20 protein-coding genes and 1 riboswitch are annotated in these 19,680 nt (G+C 40.9%); of the genes, 13 read left to right on the forward strand and 7 right to left on the reverse strand.

The window, feature by feature from the left end; all coding sequences use genetic code 11:
* Positions 1 to 51: 51 nt before the first annotated feature.
* From jag to AB5Z12_RS09725, 6 genes are all read right to left on the reverse strand, one after another.
* Positions 52 to 1,023, reverse strand: a complete 972-nt coding sequence (jag, locus tag AB5Z12_RS09700; RefSeq protein ID WP_173718493.1) for an RNA-binding cell elongation regulator Jag/EloR — start codon at positions 1,021 to 1,023, stop codon at positions 52 to 54.
* Between the two features lie 28 nt (positions 1,024 to 1,051).
* Positions 1,052 to 2,338: a membrane protein insertase YidC gene (gene yidC / locus AB5Z12_RS09705; RefSeq protein WP_118580883.1), complete on the reverse strand. Its 1,287-nt coding sequence runs from the start codon at positions 2,336 to 2,338 to the stop codon at positions 1,052 to 1,054.
* Positions 2,339 to 2,459: 121 nt separating this feature from the next.
* A complete protein-coding gene (yidD, locus tag AB5Z12_RS09710) occupies positions 2,460 to 2,684 on the reverse strand; it encodes a membrane protein insertion efficiency factor YidD (RefSeq protein WP_118580820.1) in 225 nt (74 codons plus the stop codon).
* Positions 2,685 to 2,817: 133 nt separating this feature from the next.
* Entirely contained in the window at positions 2,818 to 3,201 is a 384-nt protein-coding gene (gene rnpA, locus AB5Z12_RS09715; RefSeq protein WP_173736357.1) for a ribonuclease P protein component, read from the reverse strand.
* 79 nt (positions 3,202 to 3,280) lie between these two features.
* Positions 3,281 to 3,415 (reverse strand): 50S ribosomal protein L34, encoded by a 135-nt coding sequence (gene rpmH / locus AB5Z12_RS09720; protein ID WP_005423866.1) that lies wholly within the window; start codon positions 3,413 to 3,415, stop codon positions 3,281 to 3,283.
* Positions 3,416 to 3,908: 493 nt separating this feature from the next.
* Positions 3,909 to 4,064 (reverse strand): hypothetical protein, encoded by a 156-nt coding sequence (locus AB5Z12_RS09725; RefSeq protein WP_173736356.1) that lies wholly within the window; start codon positions 4,062 to 4,064, stop codon positions 3,909 to 3,911.
* Positions 4,065 to 4,293: 229 nt separating this feature from the next.
* On the opposite strand from AB5Z12_RS09725, the gene dnaA reads away from it, so the two are divergent.
* The 8 genes from dnaA to AB5Z12_RS09765 all read left to right on the forward strand — a co-directional run bounded on the left by dnaA (position 4,294) and on the right by AB5Z12_RS09765 (position 13,320).
* The gene (gene dnaA, locus AB5Z12_RS09730; protein ID WP_148463047.1) at positions 4,294 to 5,658 is read left to right on the forward strand and encodes a chromosomal replication initiator protein DnaA; all 1,365 of its coding nucleotides are present in this window, start codon (positions 4,294 to 4,296) and stop codon (positions 5,656 to 5,658) included.
* A gap of 278 nt (positions 5,659 to 5,936) precedes the next feature.
* Positions 5,937 to 7,052, forward strand: coding sequence for a DNA polymerase III subunit beta (gene dnaN, locus AB5Z12_RS09735; protein ID WP_148463046.1), 1,116 nt, complete (start codon positions 5,937 to 5,939; stop codon positions 7,050 to 7,052).
* A 132-nt stretch (positions 7,053 to 7,184) separates the two neighbouring features.
* On the forward strand, positions 7,185 to 7,400 hold the full coding sequence (locus AB5Z12_RS09740) for an RNA-binding S4 domain-containing protein (RefSeq protein ID WP_021924414.1): 216 nt from the start codon (positions 7,185 to 7,187) through the stop codon (positions 7,398 to 7,400).
* A 1-nt stretch (position 7,401) separates the two neighbouring features.
* On the forward strand, positions 7,402 to 8,508 hold the full coding sequence (gene recF / locus AB5Z12_RS09745) for a DNA replication/repair protein RecF (RefSeq protein WP_148463045.1): 1,107 nt from the start codon (positions 7,402 to 7,404) through the stop codon (positions 8,506 to 8,508).
* Positions 8,509 to 8,560: 52 nt separating this feature from the next.
* A complete protein-coding gene (locus tag AB5Z12_RS09750; RefSeq protein WP_368357123.1) occupies positions 8,561 to 11,221 on the forward strand; it encodes a hypothetical protein in 2,661 nt (886 codons plus the stop codon).
* Positions 11,222 to 11,305: 84 nt separating this feature from the next.
* A complete protein-coding gene (rsmA, locus tag AB5Z12_RS09755; protein WP_148463043.1) occupies positions 11,306 to 12,181 on the forward strand; it encodes a 16S rRNA (adenine(1518)-N(6)/adenine(1519)-N(6))-dimethyltransferase RsmA in 876 nt (291 codons plus the stop codon).
* Between the two features lie 507 nt (positions 12,182 to 12,688).
* Entirely contained in the window at positions 12,689 to 12,847 is a 159-nt protein-coding gene (locus tag AB5Z12_RS09760) for a hypothetical protein (protein ID WP_368368627.1), read from the forward strand.
* A gap of 23 nt (positions 12,848 to 12,870) precedes the next feature.
* Entirely contained in the window at positions 12,871 to 13,320 is a 450-nt protein-coding gene (locus AB5Z12_RS09765; protein ID WP_148463042.1) for a DUF1002 domain-containing protein, read from the forward strand.
* Positions 13,321 to 13,575: 255 nt separating this feature from the next.
* Here AB5Z12_RS09765 and AB5Z12_RS09770 read toward each other — a convergent pair whose 3' ends face one another.
* A complete protein-coding gene (locus AB5Z12_RS09770) occupies positions 13,576 to 13,728 on the reverse strand; it encodes a DUF6783 domain-containing protein (RefSeq protein ID WP_368368630.1) in 153 nt (50 codons plus the stop codon).
* A gap of 119 nt (positions 13,729 to 13,847) precedes the next feature.
* On the opposite strand from AB5Z12_RS09770, the gene AB5Z12_RS09775 reads away from it, so the two are divergent.
* The 5 genes from AB5Z12_RS09775 to AB5Z12_RS09795 all read left to right on the forward strand — a co-directional run bounded on the left by AB5Z12_RS09775 (position 13,848) and on the right by AB5Z12_RS09795 (position 19,357).
* Positions 13,848 to 14,753, forward strand: a complete 906-nt coding sequence (locus AB5Z12_RS09775; protein WP_368357122.1) for a S1 RNA-binding domain-containing protein — start codon at positions 13,848 to 13,850, stop codon at positions 14,751 to 14,753.
* Positions 14,754 to 14,902: 149 nt separating this feature from the next.
* Complete coding sequence (locus AB5Z12_RS09780; RefSeq protein WP_148463040.1) at positions 14,903 to 16,570, forward strand: putative manganese-dependent inorganic diphosphatase; 1,668 nt, start codon at positions 14,903 to 14,905, stop codon at positions 16,568 to 16,570.
* A 112-nt stretch (positions 16,571 to 16,682) separates the two neighbouring features.
* Positions 16,683 to 17,297: a flavin reductase family protein gene (locus AB5Z12_RS09785; RefSeq protein ID WP_195478475.1), complete on the forward strand. Its 615-nt coding sequence runs from the start codon at positions 16,683 to 16,685 to the stop codon at positions 17,295 to 17,297.
* A 108-nt stretch (positions 17,298 to 17,405) separates the two neighbouring features.
* Entirely contained in the window at positions 17,406 to 17,921 is a 516-nt protein-coding gene (locus AB5Z12_RS09790) for a shikimate kinase (protein WP_330589405.1), read from the forward strand.
* A gap of 143 nt (positions 17,922 to 18,064) precedes the next feature.
* The gene (locus tag AB5Z12_RS09795; protein WP_118580853.1) at positions 18,065 to 19,357 is read left to right on the forward strand and encodes a UDP-N-acetylglucosamine 1-carboxyvinyltransferase; all 1,293 of its coding nucleotides are present in this window, start codon (positions 18,065 to 18,067) and stop codon (positions 19,355 to 19,357) included.
* A 152-nt stretch (positions 19,358 to 19,509) separates the two neighbouring features.
* A riboswitch (SAM riboswitch) is annotated at positions 19,510 to 19,611 on the forward strand.
* Positions 19,612 to 19,680 lie beyond the last annotated feature (69 nt).

The raw sequence follows: 19,680 nt of genomic DNA on the forward strand, positions 1-19,680 counted from the left end.
TTATTCATTCTGCAAATCTTTTATAACACATTCAGATGTTTTATGCAAGATTTACCATCTTTTTAATTTTACAACCACATGACGATACGGCTCTTCGCCCTCGCTGACAGTCTCCACATACTTGTTACCCTGAAGTGCTGAGTGAATGATTCTTCTCTCATATGGATTCATCGGCTCAAGTACAACTGGCTTTCTGGTTTTCTTAACCTTGTAGGCAATTCCTCTTGCAAGATTCTCCAGAGTCTCTTTACGACGTCTGCGGTAATCTTCTGTATCGAGCTTTACTCTGATATAGTTTGCTTTTCCCTTGTTTACAACAAGGCTTGTAAGATACTGAAGGGAATCAAGGGTCTGTCCTCTCTTACCGATGAGAATTCCCATATCCTCTCCTTCAAAAGCAACTTCCAGACAACCGTCATTTGTGTTGTATTTGGAAGTGATCTCCACTTCACCAAGATTCATAGATGCAAATACGTCGCGAAGGAAAACAATTGCTCTCTCTTCCACTTCTTTGATCTCTGCCGGATCTGTGATGATCTCAACAGGTTTGGACTGTTTCGGCTTCTCTTCTCTTGGCTCTTTCGGCATTTTTTCTTTTGCCGGTTTTTCTTTTACAGGACGCTCCTTGAAGGTTTTTTCCTTCGGCTGACGCGGCTGTTTTTCTTTTGTTTCCTTAAAAGGCTTCGGCTCTTTTGCTTCTTTTACAGCTGCTTTCTCCGGTTCACTCTTTGGAGCCGGTTTTTCAGCTTTTACAAAAGTTTTGGCAGGCTTTCTGGTCTGCTCTTCTTTGATCGCATCAACTTTCACAGTATCAACGATTTCCTGTATCTCATCCTCTTCAGAAACTGTATAGATCTTGCGTGCTTTTATGATTGCCGGTTTGCTTCCAATGCCAAAAAATCCGGAACTACCTTCAGAAACCACTTCAATTTCCAGCTGATCACTGGAAACACCTAATTCGATGCACGCCTTGGTGATTGCTTCATTTTTCGTTTTTGCTGAAAACTGGATAAACTCCTCCATCTATGAAACCCTCCGTTCCCGACAACAATTACTTCTTCTTGTTTCTCTCGTCAAAATCCCTGACCATATTTGCTTTTGCTGTAATACTTCCAGGTTTTGCATTTCTTGCATTCTGGTAGGATTCCTCTACTTTTCTGGCTCTCTCTTCTGCGTTTGTGTTACTGGAACCTTTATCAATCTTGGTATTGATATTCTTAGTAGACTGGTTTGCCTGATTGGTGATCTTCTGCGGCGGAAGTCCTTCCTTCGTACGCTGTTTCTCCATCTTCTTCATGTTCTCGTTTACCAGATCATTGATATCCATCTTATCAAGATGACGATTGATAAACCACTGCTGAACACTTCTTACAACCGCACTTGCAATCCAGTAAATACCAAGACCTACCGGGAATGTGAAACAGAATACTGCTGACATAAGCGGCATAACCGTATTCATAGTCTTCATGGAAGCCTGCATCGTATCAACAGCTCCTTCAGCAGATGAAGTAGCCTGTGGCATAAGCTTATAGTTCAGTACCTGAGTCGCCCATGCAAGAATAGGAATCAGAAGTGCAGCGATTGCCAGTGCAATAGATGCTCCCTCAAAAGCAGCCTTAATGTAGTTCAGAGGCTGATCTGCAATGTTAAGTCCACAGAAATTCTGCATTTTGGAAATTTCCGCAGATGTGGTGTTAATGGTATCTGCAAATCCCTTAAACTGATCCATTGATGCAAGATCTTTCCACTGAGATGGAGATAATGCATAAAGGAAATCAATGACAGAATTACTGGTCGCTTTTCCGTTATCCAGCGCCAGCTGTACACGAGTCATCTTATTGTCTGTGATAAAGCTCTGGATCAGGTCTGTGTAGCCACTTACGCTTGTAATCTGATCAACAAGGCCTGTGAAAACATTCTTTACACTGCCAACATAACCAGGAATTTTGTAAATAACCTGCCATAATGCCATCAGGACAGGAAACTGGATCAACAGCTGCACACAGCTGCCGGTAGGTGAAACACCGTATTTCTGGTATACAAGCTGAGTTTCTTCCTGCATTTTCTGCACGGACGCCTGGTCTTTTTTATCTTTGTATTTCTTCTGTATCTTCTGAAGCTCAGGCTGCATAACAGAGCTTAACTTAGAAAACTTCTGCTGTTTAACCTGCAATGGTGTCATCAGTGCATAAATAATAATACTGAAGATAATGATACAAAGACCCAGGTTCTGAATACCCACCAGATCAAGAACTCTGTAAATCCCGTCCATGATCCAGCCCATAATAGAAGCAACCTGTCCGATAATCGGGACACTGCTCTTCGTTAATAAAATCATATCCAAGTTTGTTTCCTCCTAGGCTTTTTCGGTGTAACTATTCAATTGTCAAAGTTTGAGTTTTTGTGCTGAAAATCAGTTTAAAGTGTCATTTATTGTACACTGTCTGTTTCAGTACAGTTTATGGCACAGGATCGTATCCTCCATGTGAAAAAGGATTGCAGCGCAAAATTCTCCACACTGCAAGAAGCCCGCCCTTTAACGCACCATATTTCTGAATTGCTTCTAAACCATATTGAGAACATGTGGGAATATAAGGACATTTTGTTCTCTTCATCGGCGATATATATTTCTGATAGAGACGAATCATATGAATCATGATATTCCTTGGACTAAATCTGCTCATGATAAACACTCCTGCGAATCTGTTTCAACATTGCCGCTCCTTTACCGAAACAACAATACTGCCCAAATACCGTTTAACATTGGATTGCTATGTTACAATTCATAGAATACCAGGTATCTTACTGTTTTTGGGATCACTCTTCTGCTTTCTTTGATTCTTCCACATGAAACTCAGCCTCACGGCGGAGCTTCATCCGGCCTGCCAGGTGCATAAGCGCACTCTCAATCTCCTGATAGGACTTGTCCTTTGCATTTGGTCTTGCGACCACTACAATGTCCAGTCCCTGACGGAAGGATCTTTCATTCAGGCGGTAGCTCTCTCGTATCAGTCTGGTGACTCTGTGGCGTACCACACTATTCCCAACTTTTTTACTTACAGATATTCCCAGACGATTCTCCATGTGCCTGTCATGGTTCTCAAGCACATACATCACCAGATACCGATTTGCCTGTGATGTTCCTTTTCGGTATACCCTTTGGAATTCGTTATTTTTCTTTAAGGAGTCTGAGTATTCCATCTGATTCTCCTTTATATGATATTGAAATAATTATTTCTGTATAGAAGAAAAGACCACAGTAACTGCGGTCTTAACGGTCTTAAGCAGATAACTGCTTTCTTCCTTTTAATCTTCTGGCAGCTAATACTTTACGTCCGCCTTTTGTGCTCATACGAGCTCTGAAGCCATGGACTTTCGCTCTAGATCTTTTTTTCGGCTGAAATGTCATTTTCATAGGTAAAGCACCTCCTTTATCTATATGGAATTTAAAATTATTAACCTAATCAGAACATCATTTCAATTATATTCATAAATAGCATTCTCGTCAAGTAAAAATTCTTGCTTTCCTGGAATTTATTATATCCACAAAGTTTTCCACACTGTGCATAACCTGTCATTTTGATAAGGTTTACGTAACATTATCCACATTTTGTGGATAACTTGTGGATAACCTGGGGATTATCAGCAAAAATATCCACTTTTGACTGTTGATTTTAACGCATATGTCACAAAAAACGGTATATTTCGAGGGGATTCGACAGTGGATAGAATTATACACATAATTTTTCATTATTGAAACCCGCAAAACCATGTTATGGTAACCAGAATGGTTATCAACCTATTTATCCACATTTATCCACACACAAAATGTTGATAACTTTCCAGTTTATTCACAAGATATCCCCCATTTTTTTCCTTGAATTTTTTTATTATCCACTGCAATTTTTTCAAATTGTGGATGTTTTGTGGACAATTCTGCACTTTTCCCCAGTTGTTTTTCCTATTTTCACGTCCAGTACAACATTTTCCCACCCACATCCCCATCCTTTTACGACAATCCACAGCAGTTCTGATTTTTTCTCAGGATGTGCATACTTTTCCACATAAATTTCCTATATAAATAAGATTTTGTCGTTGCGAAAAGACAGGATTTATTATAATATATATAAGGATATTTATGTCCGTTTATCAAAATACCAGTAAAATTCCAGTATATTTAGCCTGGCACACCCTAATTTCCTGTTTCCAGCTGGTATTTTGATAAACGGACATGTCGCCGACGGACGGCATCATTTAATATAAGAAACAATCAGATGTGTACGGGAGGAAAAAATGAGCACAGTAATAGAAAAATGGGATGAAATCCTGGGAATTGTGAAAAAGGAGCACGATCTTTCCGATGTTCGATTCGACACATGGCTGAAACCCCTGAAGGTTTATGATGTCAGTGGAAATGTAGTTACCATCGTCGCTTCCGACCAGGTGCGATTAAGCTACATTAATAAGAATTACAAACTGCCTCTGCAGGTTACCATAAGCGAAGTTACCGGAATGACCGACTGCGAAGTGAAATTTATCCTTCCAGAAGATGTCCCGGCGAAGAAATCCATTTCCGACGCTGCACCTGATCAGGACAACCGTTTTAAGGCCAGATGTGAAGAAGCAAATCTGAACCCCAAATATACATTCAATACTTTTATCGTGGGCAGCAACAACAAACTGGCTCAGGCTGCAGCCCTGGCAGTAGCGGAATCTCCGGGAAATACGTACAATCCGCTGTTTATCTATGGTGGTGCAGGACTTGGCAAGACCCATCTTATGCATTCCATCGCCCACTTTATTATTGAAAATGATGATAACAGTAAGGTTCTCTATGTTACAAGTGAAGAATTTACCAATGAGCTGATCGAGACCATCCGTAATGGAAATAACACCGCCATGAGTAAATTCCGCGAGAAATACCGTAACATTGATGTCCTTCTCATTGATGATATTCAGTTTATTATAGGAAAGGAATCCACGCAGGAGGAATTTTTCCACACCTTCAACAGCCTTTACAGTGCAAACAAACAGATTATCATATCTTCCGATAAACCGCCGAAGGATATGGAAATTCTGGATGAGCGTTTCCGTTCCAGATTCGAATGGGGACTGATCGTGGATATTACTCTGCCGGATTACGAGACCAGGATGGCCATTCTTCATAAAAAAGAAGACATGGACGGCTACAATGTAAGCGAAGATGTTATCAAATATATTGCAAATAATATCAAATCCAACATCCGTGAGCTGGAAGGTGCCTTCAATAAGGTAGTTGCTTATGCAAAACTGGAGAAAAAAGAGGTTACCCTTGAACTTGCCGAGCAGGCTCTGAAGGATATCGTCGCACCGAATGAAAATAAACAGATTACTGCAGACTACATTATTTCTATGGTAGCAGAGCATTTTAATGTAAGTACTGCCGATCTTTGCGGAAATAAACGAAGTTCCAAGATCGTGATGCCAAGACAGGTGGCAATGTATCTTTGCCGTGAAATTCTGGCGATCCCGCTGAAAAATGTAGGTCAGTATCTTGGAAATCGCGACCACACTACCGTTATGCACGGCGTAGAAAAGATCGAAAAGGAGCTCCAGACCAACGAACAGCTGCAGAGCACCATCGATACATTAAAGAAAAAAATTAATCCACAAACTTAACACATTTTTTCCACATTTCATGTGTATAAGATGTTGACATTATGTGTATTAATGTGAATAACTTTTGACGTCAAAATCGTTGATGTGGTTATACACAGGTTATTCACACTCTAAACCAATGCTTTTACACGAAGTTATCCATACCCGAAACCCTTTTATTCACTAGGCGGAAGTGAGTTTTTCACATATTCACACCCCCTACGGCGGATACGGCGGATATCTTCTTAAATATATTTAATGAAAAACCCATTTTCTCCAGAAAGGAAGTTATACACATTATGAAAATCATTTGCTCCAAAAGTAACTTGTTGAAGAGCGTCAACATTTCTTTAAAAGCTGTACCATCCAAAACAACTATGCCAATTCTGGAATGTATTCTGATCGATGCAACAACAAATCAGATCAAATTTACGACTAATGACATGGAACTTGGAATCGAAACCATTGTCGAGGGTACTATAGAAGAAAAAGGAAAGGTTGCTCTGAATGCGAAAATCTTTTATGAGATCATTCGAAGACTCCCAGACAACGATGTTACCATTAAAACTGATGAAAAATTCGCTGCAACTATCACCTGTGAGAAAGCAAAATTCAATATTCCTGGAAAATCAGGAGAAGATTTTGCATATCTTCCTATGATTGAAAGAGATGAGCCATTAACTGTCTCTCAATATACATTAAAAAATATGATTTATCAGACAATATTCTCAATTGCAGTCAACGATAACAACAAATTAATGACTGGTGAGCTGTTTGAAATTAAGGATAATTGTCTGAAAATTGTCTCCCTGGATGGACACCGCATTGCGATCCGTAAAATGCCTCTGAAGAAAGACTATTCAGACCGCAAGGTTGTGGTGCCAGGTAAGACTCTTAACGAGATCAGTAAGATTTTATCTGGAGAAATGGATGACGTAGTCAGCATTTTCTTTACCAATAATCATATTTTATTTGAATTTGACCAGACTATGGTAGTTTCCCGTCTGATTGAAGGGGAATATTTCCGTATTGATCAGATGCTTTCCAGCGATTATGAGACAAAACTTTCCATTAACAAAAAAGAATTCCTGGATTGTATTGACCGTGCCACACTTCTTGTAAGAGAAGGAGATAAGAAACCAATCATTATCCACATTACAGATGGCAGCATGGAGCTGAAGATTGATTCTGCAATGGGTTCCATGAATGAGGACATTGATATTGAGAAAGAGGGAAAAGATATTCTGATCGGATTTAATCCCAAGTTCCTGATCGATGCACTGAAGGTTATCGATGATGAGACCATCGACATTTACCTGGTGAACCCGAAAGCACCTTGCTTTATCAGAGATGAGGAAGAAACTTACACTTATCTGATTCTTCCGGTTAACATAAATCAGAACCAGGCAAGATAATTGTATTTTTGCAAAGTGAAATGTAACATATATTTGGAAGAGTAATGGAAGTGAACACGGAATGCAGATCATAGCCGGAGACAATTTTTCCAACAAGCTGCAGACGTGAGCCAGAAGAGTGGAGGCAAAAAATTGGAAATCAGAATCAGAGATGAATTTATCAAACTTGGCCAGGCACTGAAACTTGCTGACCTTGTATCAGACGGCGTTGAGGCAAAATATGTGATCAACGACGGACTTGTAAAAGTAAATGGCGAAGTAGATACCAGAAGAGGCCGCAAGGTTTATGGTGGTGACGTTATTTCCTATAATGGCCAGGATGTGAAGGTTCTGTCCGGAAACGAGTAAAATGGCTTATATTGAATCCATAAAATTAAGCAATTTCAGAAATTACGAATCACTGGAACTTTCTTTTGACAAAGGAACTAATATTTTTTATGGGGATAATGCCCAGGGAAAAACAAATATCCTGGAGTCTGTGTATCTGTGCGGAACCAGCAAATCCCATAAAGGAAGCAAAGACCGGGAGATTATCCGCTTTGAACAGGATGAAGCCCATATCCGCATGATGGTGGGAAAAGATTCCATGTCTTATAAGATTGATATGCACCTTCGGAAAAACAAGGCAAAGGGCGTGGCAATCAACGGGCTTCCAATAAAGAAAGCAAGAGAGCTTCTCGGTGTGGTGAATCTGGTTTTCTTTTCCCCGGAGGATCTGAATATTATCAAAAACGGTCCGGGAGAGCGACGAAGATTCATGGACGCGGAGCTTTGTCAGCTGGATAAACTATATCTCACTGATCTTGCCGGATACAATCATGTTCTGAACCAGAGAAATAAGCTGCTGAAGGATATGTATAAGCAACCGGATCTTGGGGCGACTCTGGATGTATGGGATATGCAGCTGGTAAATTATGGCCGTAAGATCATTGGCAAAAGAAGAGAATTTGTGGAGTCCCTTAATGAGATCATTAAGGAAATTCACAGAAATCTTACCGGCGGTATTGAGAATATAGAAGTGATATATGAACCAAGCGTGGAGAGTGAGGCTTTGGAAGAGAGCCTTTTCCGCAACAGAGACCGGGATCTTCGGATGAAAATGACTTCGTCCGGTCCTCACAGGGATGACCTGATGGTGGCTGTAAACGGAATTGACATTCGCAAATATGGTTCGCAGGGGCAGCAGAGAACAGCAGCTCTTTCCCTGAAACTTTCGGAGATTTATCTGGTGGAGAAGATCATTCATGATAAACCGGTTCTGCTTCTGGACGATGTCCTTTCGGAGCTGGATAGCAGCCGTCAGAATTATCTTCTTGAGAGTATTCATGATATTCAGACCATGATCACCTGTACTGGTCTGGATGATTTTGTCAGTCATCAGTTTACGATCAATAAAGTGTTTCACGTTGTGGCGGGGCATGTGTATCAGCCAATGGGATGTCCTGCAGATAAATAAGCTTGCGAAGTAGTATGCGATATGCTAAACTGGCATTAACTATGGAAAGTTGGTGAAAAATTTGGACAAAGAGGAATTTCGGGTTAAACTTGAAGAGATTAACCATTTAGTAGAACAGAAGGACTATAAGGGAGCCATGAATGTTGTAGACAGTATTGACTGGCGCCGTGTGAAAAATGTTCGTACCCTTTGTGTGGTTGGTGAAATCTATGCTGCCAATAAACGCTATGAGGACAGCAAGGAAATTTTCCTGCTGGCTTATCACAGAGCCTCCATTGGTAAGAACATTCTTTATCGTCTTGTAGAAGTTTCCTTGAAGCTGGGACAGGTTTCCGAAGCAGTGGAATTTTATCAGGAGTACAGGGAAGTTGCGCCAAATGATAATACGCAGTACATCCTGAAATACAAGATCCTGAAAGAAAAAAAGGCTCCTCTTGCAGAGCAAATCAAGGTTCTGGAGGATTATAAGGAGAAAGAATTTACCGAAAAATGGTCTTACGAGCTTGCCAAACTGTACTATCAGGATGGTGACAAAGAGAAATGTCTGGAGCTTTGCAACGAGATCATTCTCTGGTTCAACGAGGGTAACTACGTGATGAAGGCTATGGACCTGAAACAGCGTATGGGTGCTCTTACCGGCGAGGAGAAAGAGCGGTATGAACAGCAGTTTGTACCGAAGCTTCTGAAACCTGAGGAAGCAGATACCATCAAGGAAGAAAAGAAAGCACCGGAAGCTGAGAACCAGGGAAGTGAATCTATTGAAAGTATTCAGATCAAGAATGAGGATCTGGATGGCGTAGAGAGTCTTCAGGATAAAATTTCCAAAGGACTTCGTGACATTTTTGGAAGCCGTAAGATGGATGAAATGGAAGACAGCATTGTTTCCACTGAGCAGACGAAAGAGGTTCAGGAAGAAATGCTTCGTGATCCGGCTTCCGAGAAAGAATATGAAAGTGTACCGGAGTTGGAGCCTGAAACTGGCAAGGTGAAAGTGGAGAATACCAAGGAGACTGTTGCTGAAGAATCTGTGAATACAGCAGATGAGACTGCAGAGAAATCAGCGGAAGCAGTTTCAGAAGAAAATACAGAAGGATTAGAGAATGCAGATCATTCAGAGTCTGCAGAAGAGAAGAAGACATTTTCCACAGAAACAGAAACACCTGTTGAGAACCTGAAAATGCCTACACTGAATATTCCGGATTCTATGAAGAATATGGTACCGGAAGAGATTGAGATTCCCAAGGCACCTGTACAGAATAACCTTTTCAGTGATGAGGCTGATGCTGCGGAAAAAATGAAAGACGAGAAACCTGCATTTGATTTTTCAAATTTCAATCTGGAGGATACGATTCTTGCTGCTGCTTCTGCACAGGGAATTGAAATTCCGGATGAGAAGGTAGATGAAGAGAAAGTTCAGGAAGAAAATAAAGAAATTGTAGAAGTCGCCAAAGAAATATCTACGCAACCCCAGAAAGCTGTAAAAGAAGAAAAAGTAGAGAAGATTCCAGAAGAAGAGGAAGTTATCACTGAGGACGAGGAAGAAATCGAGCCAGAACCAGAGCAGAAAAAGCCGGTTGTAGAACTTGAGGAAGAGGAATTCCTTTCCGAAGAGGATCTTCAGGCTGCTGAGGATGAGTTTATGAATGGTCCGGCAGGACATAAGGAGAAAGAAGAGCCTTCTGATGATTCCATGTCTGAGGATGAATTTATTGCCAAGCTTCTCAGAGAGAGCATTGGAGAAGAAGAGGATGAGGATATGCCTCCAGCTGCAGATGATGTGGTTGAAACTGAAGATGCAGAGGAAGAACCGGAAGATTCTGAGGACGAAGACTTTGATTTTGATGAGGATGAAGAGGAAGAAGAGTCTTCTGAATCTCTTTCCGAGGAAGAAGAACTGGAACAGTTTATTGATTCTATTCAGCCAAAGGATAAGAGAAATCCATGTGACATTGTGCCAAGAGAGAAATCACTTACCGATGATGAGAAGAAGCTGTTTACATATTTTGTAAAGGTTCCGGGAATGCGGGAACAGCTGATCAGTGCACTTTGCGATGTGCAGATGGCAGCTGCTGATAAGACCTCCAAGACTGGAAACGTGATCGTCATGGGTGGTAAAGAAACTGGTAAGACAAGACTGATCGCAAGTCTGATTCCGGCAATCTGTAAAGAACTGAATCTGCCGGCTTCCAAAGTGGCTTATGTGTTTGCCGATCAGCTGAATGAGATGGATATTACGAAAGTGATCGGTAAACTTAGCGGTGGTTTCCTTGTCATTGAGAATGCTAATCAGCTGACACAGGAAACGGTGGATATTCTGGATAAGGCTATGGAGTTCCGCACAGACGGACTTACTGTGATTATTGAGGATGAGAAGATTGGAATGCGTAAGCTGATTGCAAAATTCCCGAAATTTGCCAAGAAGTTTACATCCATGATCAACATTCCGGTATTTACCAATGATGAACTTGTAAACTTTGCAAGAGTTTACACCAAGGAAAATGGTTACAAGATCGATCAGATGGGAATGCTTGCATTGTATAATCTGATCGGTGTGAACCAGAAAGAAGACCAGCCTATGAACATTGGCGCAGTTAAGGAAATGCTTGACGCAGCAATGGCGAAATCCCAGGGCGGACTTTTGAAATTTAATAAGAAAAAGAGAGTAGACCGTGATGGATTTACGGTTCTTTATGAGAAAGATTTTGCAAAATAAGTAATAGGGGAATTGCAGACAGCTTCCCAGATTGTGTGATTTGCAGATAATGATTAAATAATTTAAAAGAAAGAGGAAATTAATATGACCAGACCTTATTTAGGAAATCCGAAATATACCATTGAAGTTCTTCAAAAGTATAATTTTGCTTTCCAGAAAAGGTTTGGTCAGAATTTTCTTATCGATACCCATGTTCTGGAAAAAATAATCGAGGCTTCCAAGATTACCAAGGATGATTTTGTTCTGGAAATCGGACCGGGCATTGGAACCATGACCCAGTATCTGGCTGAGGCAGCCAGAGAAGTGGTGGCTGTAGAGATTGATAAGACATTGATCCCGATTCTGGAAAATGATACTTTGAAAGACTGGGATAATGTGACTGTGATTAACGAGGATATCCTGAAAGTTGATATTGCGGCGCTGGCACAGGAGAAAAATGGGGGTAAGCCTATCAAGGTGGTTGCCAATCTGCCTTATTATATTACTACACCAATCATCATGGGACTTTTTGAAAACCATGTTCCTATTTCTTCCATCACCATTATGGTACAGAAGGAAGTGGCAGACAGAATGCAGGTTGGTCCTGGAACAAAGGATTACGGTGCTTTGTCCCTGGCTGTTCAGTATTATGCCAGACCGCAGATCATTGCGAATGTTCCGCCGAACTGTTTTATGCCAAGACCGAAGGTGGGAAGTGCTGTTATCCAGCTTGTGAGATACGAAGAGCCGCCCGTGCAGGTGGAGAATGAGAAGCTGATGTTCAGGCTGATCAGGGCATCTTTTAATCAGAGAAGAAAAACATTGGTAAACGGACTGAAGAACTCCCAGGAGCTTGATTTTTCAAAAGAGGAAATTGAGAAAGCTATGGCAGAGACCGGAATTCCGGTAAATGTGAGAGGCGAAGCGCTTACGTTAGCAGAATTTGCTGATCTTGCGAACGTATTTAATAAATTGAGATAGGTATCAAGAACGGGGCGTGAGCCTCGTTCTTGATATCTTAGGATTATTTTGCAGCGTAGCGTTGCGGCTTCTGCAATCCTTCATATTCGGAACTGATTTACTGCATAAATCTCTTACAAATAAAAATCACCCGGTGGCTAGACGGGTGATTTTTATTTTGTCTCAAATATATTTTTTAAAAGGAAGGAGAGTCAATCACTTTTGGGTGACTGACATATGAAAAAGAAATTTTATAAAAATAATGTTGGCTGTTATTATTTTTATGCTGTTAGTATATCGGGAAAGTTTGAAAGAATCGTGTTTATCTTATGAAAAATTAGTGAACGAATTTGAAAAGATTTGTAACTCTCTGGAAAATGGGCTGTTTTTGGAGATTAGTTATAAAAAGATTATAAAGTTTTTAGATACATTTTACAAATAAAAGGAAAAGGTGTAGTATAATGGGCTGGAATCTGGAGGAAGATTTATTTCCGATATTGATTAAATTTCAGAAGAAAATTATTTGATATGAGGAAATCAGATCATAAATATGACCAGATTCCAGCAGTTTGTAAACAGAATATTAACTATTGCTGGTCAGAATATGAACAGCAGCTATTTAATTGTTACTGGAGAGATTTTGAACAGATGACATTTAATCGTTACTGGGCAAGTCTTGAACAGTAACATTCAATCAGGAGGTAATTATCATGATAAAAATGAAAAAATCAGCAGCACTTATTCTTGCAGGAGTCCTTGCCTGTTCCATGCCGATGCCGGTTATGGCATCCAGTGATACAGAAGTGGTAGAAAGTCTTCTGGACAGTGGAATTGATTTTCTTGCTTCTGACCCTGGAAAAGCAGTAGACATTATTATGTATGCCAAGGATCTTGTAGACCAGCAGAATATCACAGATGACCAGGTACGAAGTGCTGTAACTCAGGCAGCAGACCATTTTGGTGTATCTCTTTCTGATTCAGATGTAGATTCCCTTGTTTCTGTAGTACGCAAGGTTCTGGATGCAAAAATTGACGAAGATGCTCTTAGAAGCGATGTAAATTCTGTATACAGTAAGCTGCAGGATATGGGAGTTACAAAGGATGATGCCAAAGGTCTTGTGTCGAAGTTAATCGAATTTGTAAAAGGATTATTCGAATGAGAAATGTAAAATGTGCAAAATGTATAACTTTACCAAATTAAAGTAAAGATGCAAATGTGGTAAATTTATAAAAAAGGAGGAAAATGAAAGAAGAAATTGTGCAAATAAAACAAATGTTCATTATTCGTTTACAATTTGCATGTATTTTGTTCATAAGTATCTGATACTATATAATCAGTTCGAAAGAACATATACAGAAGACGTTGTAATGACACCATTACACATAAAATTTTTTCATAATAATCGCCCCGGCAGTTACTGCCGGGGCACTCCTCGTTTTAGAGCGTATTTGAAAAAACATTCCTGCAATCTGCACGCTCTGGAGCGTGTTTGAAAAAGGTTTTCTGCAAGATGTGCGTCACAATTTGCGGGAGAATTTGTCTGAATATGCCGCTCTTTAAACGCCAGATATTACACTCTGACGATTAAAGAGCGGTGTTTTTTCGAATGTACATTCCAAAATTTATTTGCAACGAATAAGCGGTGTGCTATAATGGAGCAAAAACAGGGGCAAAGGAGTCTAGGTCATGGCAGAGACAATGAAAGATTACGAAGCAGAACTTGAAGCTTCTTTTAAGAAAATTGAAGAAGGCGACATTCTCACCGGAATAGTTGTGAGTGTAGATGATAAAGAAATTATTGTAGATTTAAAATATTACGCAGAGGGCATTATCCCGGTAGAAGATTACAGCAGAGAGCCAGGCTTTAACGTTAAAGAAGAAGTACACCCTGGAGACGAAGTTTCCGCCACCGTCATAAGAAAAGATGATGGAAACGGCAACATCCTTTTATCCAAAGTTGAGGCTACTGATGTCCTGGCGTGGGATAAATTAAAAGAACTGAAAGCTTCCGGAGAGGTTCTTGATGTAGTGGTAAAAGGTGTAGTAAACGGCGGCGCAGTTGCTTATGTAGAAGGTGTGCGCGGCTTTATCCCGGCCTCCAAGCTGGCCTTGAATTACGTAGAAGACACCAACGAATATCTGAACAGGCACATCCAGGTTCAGGTAATCGATGTCAATAAAGAGGACAAAAAACTGATCCTTTCTGCGAAAGAAATTTTAAGGGAAAAAGCAGAGGAGGAAAGAAAAAATAAAATTTCCAATATCCAGCCAGGCTTTGTAACAGAAGGAATTGTAGAAAGCCTTCAGCCATACGGCGCATTTGTAGATCTTGGAAACGGCGTATCCGGACTGGTACATATTTCCCAGATTTGCGAAAAGAGAATCCGTAAACCATCCGAAGTTCTTGCTGTTGGAGATAAGGTGAAAGTAAAAGTAACTGCAGTGAAAGATGGAAAACTGAGCCTGAGTATCAAAGAAGCGACTGATATGATGGCAAAAGAAGTGGAAGAAGAGGAAATAGAAATCCCACAGTCCGGAGAAGAGGCAACCACATCTCTGGGATCTTTATTTGCAAATATTAAACTGAATTAATATAAAGTGCAGATTTGGACGATTAAGACAATTGCCCGAAATGAAAATCTTCTGTAGAGCGTGTTTGAAAAGTAGACCCGAAATAAAAGACTCTGTTTACAGATGAAAAGTGTGCAGAGGTCAGCTGAATTTTGGAAGGAAGAATGTGAATGAAGAATCAGAAAGTATTTGTAATGGGACATAAGAATCCGGATACGGATTCCATTTGTTCCGCAATTGCTTACGCAGATATCAAAAACAGAACCACCCAGACCAAGCGTTATATTCCAAGACGCGCCGGTCAGATCAATGAAGAGACTCAGTATGTACTGAATCGTTTTGGCGTACAGCCCCCGGCTTATCTGGGAAATATCGGAACGCAGGTAAAAGATATGGATATCCGTCCAAAACCGGATGCAGACCGTACCATGTCCCTGAAAAATGCCTGGGATATGATGCAGAATAAAGGCATTGTGACCCTTCCCATCTGTAACAGCGAGGATGAGCTGGAGGGAATTGTAACAATCGGTGATATTGCTGATGTTTACATGGATACCAAGGACAGCTATCTTCTTTCAAATGCCAGAACCCAGTATAACAAGATCAGGGATACTCTTGACGGTGAAATCGTGGAAGGAAACGGTCACGGTTATTTTACCAAAGGGAAAATCCTTATTGGAACTGCTGATCCGGAGGTAATGAAGAACTATATCGAAGAAAATGATATGGTTATTCTTGGAAATCGTGAGGAAGATCAGTTAAAGGCAATAGAACTGAATGTAAGCTGCATTATTGTAGGAATGAGTATTCAGGTAAGTGAGAAGGTAATAAAGAAAGCTCAGGAGAGACAGATCATCATTATCTCTTCTCCATATGATACCTACACAATTGCCCGCATGATCAACCAGAGTATTCCGGTAAATTATGTGATGAAAAAAGATAATCTGGTAACTTTCAACACTGAGGATTTCACAGATGATATCCAGGATGTTATGATCAAGCACCGCCACCGTGCATTCCCTGTTATCAATAAGCGGGGAAAATGTGTGGGAACCATTTCCAGACGAAATTTCCTTGACATGCACAAGAAACAGGTAATTCTGGTAGATCATAATGAGAAAGACCAGGCTGTTGATAATATTGAGAAAGCAGAGATTCTGGAGATCATTGACCATCATAAGCTTGGTTCTCTGGAAACTATGAAGCCGATTAATTTCAGAAATGAGCCAGTTGGATGTACTGCAACAATCCTTTACCGGATTTATGACGAGCAGCGACTGGAAATTCCGCCTAAGATTGCAGGACTTCTCTGTGCAGCCATTATTTCCGATACCTTAATGTTCCGTTCTCCAACCTGCACCCAGCAGGACAAGATCGCAGCAAGTGCGCTTGCACTGATCGCGGACATTAAGATTGAAGATTTCGCAAGAGAAATGTTCAAGGCTGGAAGCAATCTGAAGGATAAAGCACCTGAAGAAATATTCTATCAGGATTACAAGAAATTTATTGCAGAAGGAAATGTGGCTTTTGGTGTTGGACAGATCAGTTCCATGGACGAGGAAGAGCTTCAGGAGATCAAAGTTCGCCTGAAACCATTTATGGTAAGCGAGTGCGGACGCCATGGAATTACCCGTGTTTACTTTATGTTAACCAATATTATGGACGAGTCCTCAGATGTAATTTATTACGGCGAGGGCAGTGAGGAAATGGGAAAAATCGCATTCCAGCAGGAACCGGAGGATAAGTGCTTCCACCTGAAAGGCGTGGTTTCCCGTAAGAAACAGATGATCCCGGCTATGATGGAAGCCGCACAGATCATGGCAAATGACTTTAACTGATAATAAAGATTTTCCCGGCAAAGAGGCTGTTAAAAGCTACTGCTCACAAAGTGAAAAGTAACGCAGAAGGTTCTTTGCACGGGAAATTTTCACATAAAAGAGGAGCAAAAATATGGCAAAACAGACCTGGAAACCAGGCAATATGCTTTACCCGCTTCCTGCTGTAATGGTCAGCGTTACAGACGGCGAGGGTAATGATAATATAATAACAGTAGCGTGGGCTGGCACCGTGTGTACCAACCCGCCAATGGTAAGCATCTCCGTCCGTCCCACCAGATTTTCTTACGATATGATCTGCAAGACAAAGGAATTCGTTCTGAACCTTACCACAGAAGAGCTTGCATACGCCACCGATTATTGTGGCGTGCGGTCCGGCAGAGAGGTTGATAAATTCCAGGAGCTTCATCTTACCAAAGAAAAGGCGGATCATGTGAAAGCACCAATGATCGGTGAATCTCCTGTAAATATTGAATGTAAAGTTAAGAAAATTGAGAAGCTTGGTTCTCATCACATGTTCCTTGCGGAAGTAGTTGCAGTGCATGCGGACGAAGCCTATATGGATAAAAATAATAAATTTCAGCTGAATCAGTCAAAACTGATGGTATATTCCCATGGAGAATATCTGGGACTTGGAAAGAAACTGGGCACCTTTGGATATAGCGTAAAAAAAGGAAAAAAGCATAATCAGAAACTTAAAAATCACCCATTAAAAAACCGAACCCAGTAACAATTTTTTTACGAACTCAGTAACAATTTTTTAATGTGATGTCAGTAACAATTTTTTTATGTGATTGCAATAATGGCTCTTATGTGTTATTATTTAAAGGAGTATCGAATGAAAATGAATAATATAACATTAATTGGAATGCCCGGTGCAGGTAAAAGCACACTGGGCGTTGTTCTTGCGAAAATACTTGGATATGAATTTTTAGATTCAGACCTTTTAATACAAAAAGAAGAAAAAAGACGTCTTTATCAGATCATTGATGAAGAAGGAGAAGATGGTTTCAAGGCCATTGAGAATCGCGTAAATGCGTCGATTGATACAGAGAATACTGTAATTGCTACTGGGGGAAGTGTGGTATATTGCAGTGAAGCCATGGAACACTTGAAATCAATTGGGAAGGTAGTTTACCTCAGCCTTTCTCTGGAGTCTCTTGAGAAACGGCTTGGAAATCTTAAGAAGCGGGGAGTTCTTCTGAAAGAAGGACAGACCTTGAAGAGTTTATATGAGGAGCGAGTTCCCTTATACGAGAAATATGCAGACATTGTGGTAGATGAAGAAGGGAAAGATTTGGAAGCAAGTCTGCAGGCACTTTTGGAAACACTACAGACAGGGGTTATTAAGTAACTGTAGATCGTTACTATTCGCGGAATGAGTTACGATGAACGAAGTGAACAGTAACTGTGAATCAGAGGAGGGCTGTCAGGTTATTGGAGAGAAATTGACAATAGCCTTTTTGGCTCGCGGAGTAAGAATAATAGAGGTGTATTATGGAACAGTATGTGATTAAAGGTGGAAATCCGCTTGTTGGTGAAGTAGAGATAGCAGGTGCAAAGAATGCAGCGCTGGCTATTTTATCAGCAGCCATTATGACGGATGAGACAATTCTCATCGAGAATCTGCCTGACGTCAGAGACATCAACGTTTTACTGGAGGCAATAGCTGGCATCGGAGCACAGGTTGACAGAATCAATAAATCAACTGTTAAGATCAATGGTTCTACCATTGGTGATGTAAGTGTAGATTATGAGTACATTAAGAAGATCCGTGCATCTTACTATCTTCTTGGTGCATTACTTGGTAAATATAAAAGAGCGGAAGTTCCTCTTCCAGGTGGCTGCAATATCGGAAGCCGTCCGATCGATCAGCATCTGAAAGGATTCAGAGCCCTTGGTGCGAAAGTTGATATTCTTCATGGAGCCATTGTTGCGGAAGCATCAAATCTCCATGGAAGCCATATTTTCCTGGATGTAGTATCTGTAGGAGCGACCATCAATATTATGATGGCAGCATCTCTTGCACCAGGACGTACGATTATTGAAAATGCTGCCAGAGAGCCACACGTAGTAGATGTTGCCAACTTCCTGAACAGCATGGGAGCCAATATCAAAGGTGCTGGTACAGATGTGATCCGTATCAAGGGTGTTGAGAAGCTTCACCGCACAGAGTATTCTATCATTCCGGACCAGATCGAGGCAGGAACCTTTATGTTCGCTGCAGCAGCTACCGGTGGTGATGTCACAGTTAAGAATGTAATTCCAAAGCATCTCGAAGCTACTACAGCCAAGCTTGAGGAAATCGGATGTGAAGTTCAGGAGTTTGATGATGCCGTACGTGTACGTGCAGTGGGCAGACTTCATCGCACTCATGTGAAGACCCTTCCATATCCGGGATATCCGACTGATATGCAGCCGCAGATTGCGGTTACCCTTGCACTTGCAGAGGGAACCAGCATCGTAACTGAGAGTATTTTTGAGAATCGCTTCAAATATGCCGATGAGCTTTCCAGAATGGGAGCCTGTATTAAGGTTGAAGGCAATTCCGCAATTATTGATGGCGTGAATAAGCTTACTGGTGCAAGAGTAAGTGCACCGGATCTTCGTGCTGGGGCAGCTCTTGTTATTGCAGGACTGGCAGCAGAGGGAATCACCATTGTGGATGATATTGTTTACATCCAGCGTGGCTATGAGAACTTCGAAGAGAAGCTTCGCAGCCTTGGCGCAGAGATCGAGAGAGTTTCCAGTGAGAAGGATATTCAGAAATTCCGCCTGCGTGTAGGGTGAATTGTTAATTTCAGATTGCAGCCTGACAGCCTTGATCTGTTGAGTATCAGATTTAATCTGGTGAAAAATAGTCATAAGACGTTAAATGTCTATTGACAATTATAAGCAATCAGTATATTGTATTGCTTGCAACAGGAAAACTGAAGAATAGCCTTTTATTCAGAGTGGTGGAGATACATAGGATCTATGAAGCCACGGCAACCCCTCGAAAGAGAGGAAGGTGCCAACCTGAGCGAGTGATCGAACAATAAGAGGATTGTTTATATAAAAAGTCATTTATAAGACAGTCCGCTTGTCCGGGCTGTTCTTTTTTTCGCGGAAAA

It is taken from the genome of Ruminococcus sp. RTP21358st1_G6_RTP21358_211008, from assembly GCF_040908885.1.
GTDB lineage: Bacteria > Bacillota > Clostridia > Lachnospirales > Lachnospiraceae > Blautia_A > Blautia_A faecis.

Bases quoted from the DNA above. Each gene is read 5' to 3' on its own strand.
- AB5Z12_RS09760 (WP_368368627.1), top strand. From the start codon at position 12,689: ATGAGGAAATCAGATCATAAATATGACCAGATTCCAGCAGTTTGTAAA.
- yidD (WP_118580820.1), bottom strand. From the start codon at position 2,684: ATGAGCAGATTTAGTCCAAGGAATATCATGATTCATATGATTCGTCTC.
- AB5Z12_RS09785 (WP_195478475.1), top strand. From the start codon at position 16,683: ATGGCAAAACAGACCTGGAAACCAGGCAATATGCTTTACCCGCTTCCT.
- AB5Z12_RS09775 (WP_368357122.1), top strand. From the start codon at position 13,848: ATGGCAGAGACAATGAAAGATTACGAAGCAGAACTTGAAGCTTCTTTT.
- AB5Z12_RS09795 (WP_118580853.1), top strand. From the start codon at position 18,065: ATGGAACAGTATGTGATTAAAGGTGGAAATCCGCTTGTTGGTGAAGTA.
- rpmH (WP_005423866.1), bottom strand. From the start codon at position 3,415: ATGAAAATGACATTTCAGCCGAAAAAAAGATCTAGAGCGAAAGTCCAT.
- AB5Z12_RS09780 (WP_148463040.1), top strand. From the start codon at position 14,903: ATGAAGAATCAGAAAGTATTTGTAATGGGACATAAGAATCCGGATACG.
- rnpA (WP_173736357.1), bottom strand. From the start codon at position 3,201: ATGGAATACTCAGACTCCTTAAAGAAAAATAACGAATTCCAAAGGGTA.
- jag (WP_173718493.1), bottom strand. From the start codon at position 1,023: ATGGAGGAGTTTATCCAGTTTTCAGCAAAAACGAAAAATGAAGCAATC.
- dnaA (WP_148463047.1), top strand. From the start codon at position 4,294: ATGAGCACAGTAATAGAAAAATGGGATGAAATCCTGGGAATTGTGAAA.
- rsmA (WP_148463043.1), top strand. From the start codon at position 11,306: ATGACCAGACCTTATTTAGGAAATCCGAAATATACCATTGAAGTTCTT.
- recF (WP_148463045.1), top strand. From the start codon at position 7,402: ATGGCTTATATTGAATCCATAAAATTAAGCAATTTCAGAAATTACGAA.
- AB5Z12_RS09765 (WP_148463042.1), top strand. From the start codon at position 12,871: ATGATAAAAATGAAAAAATCAGCAGCACTTATTCTTGCAGGAGTCCTT.
- AB5Z12_RS09790 (WP_330589405.1), top strand. From the start codon at position 17,406: ATGAAAATGAATAATATAACATTAATTGGAATGCCCGGTGCAGGTAAA.
- dnaN (WP_148463046.1), top strand. From the start codon at position 5,937: ATGAAAATCATTTGCTCCAAAAGTAACTTGTTGAAGAGCGTCAACATT.
- yidC (WP_118580883.1), bottom strand. From the start codon at position 2,338: ATGATTTTATTAACGAAGAGCAGTGTCCCGATTATCGGACAGGTTGCT.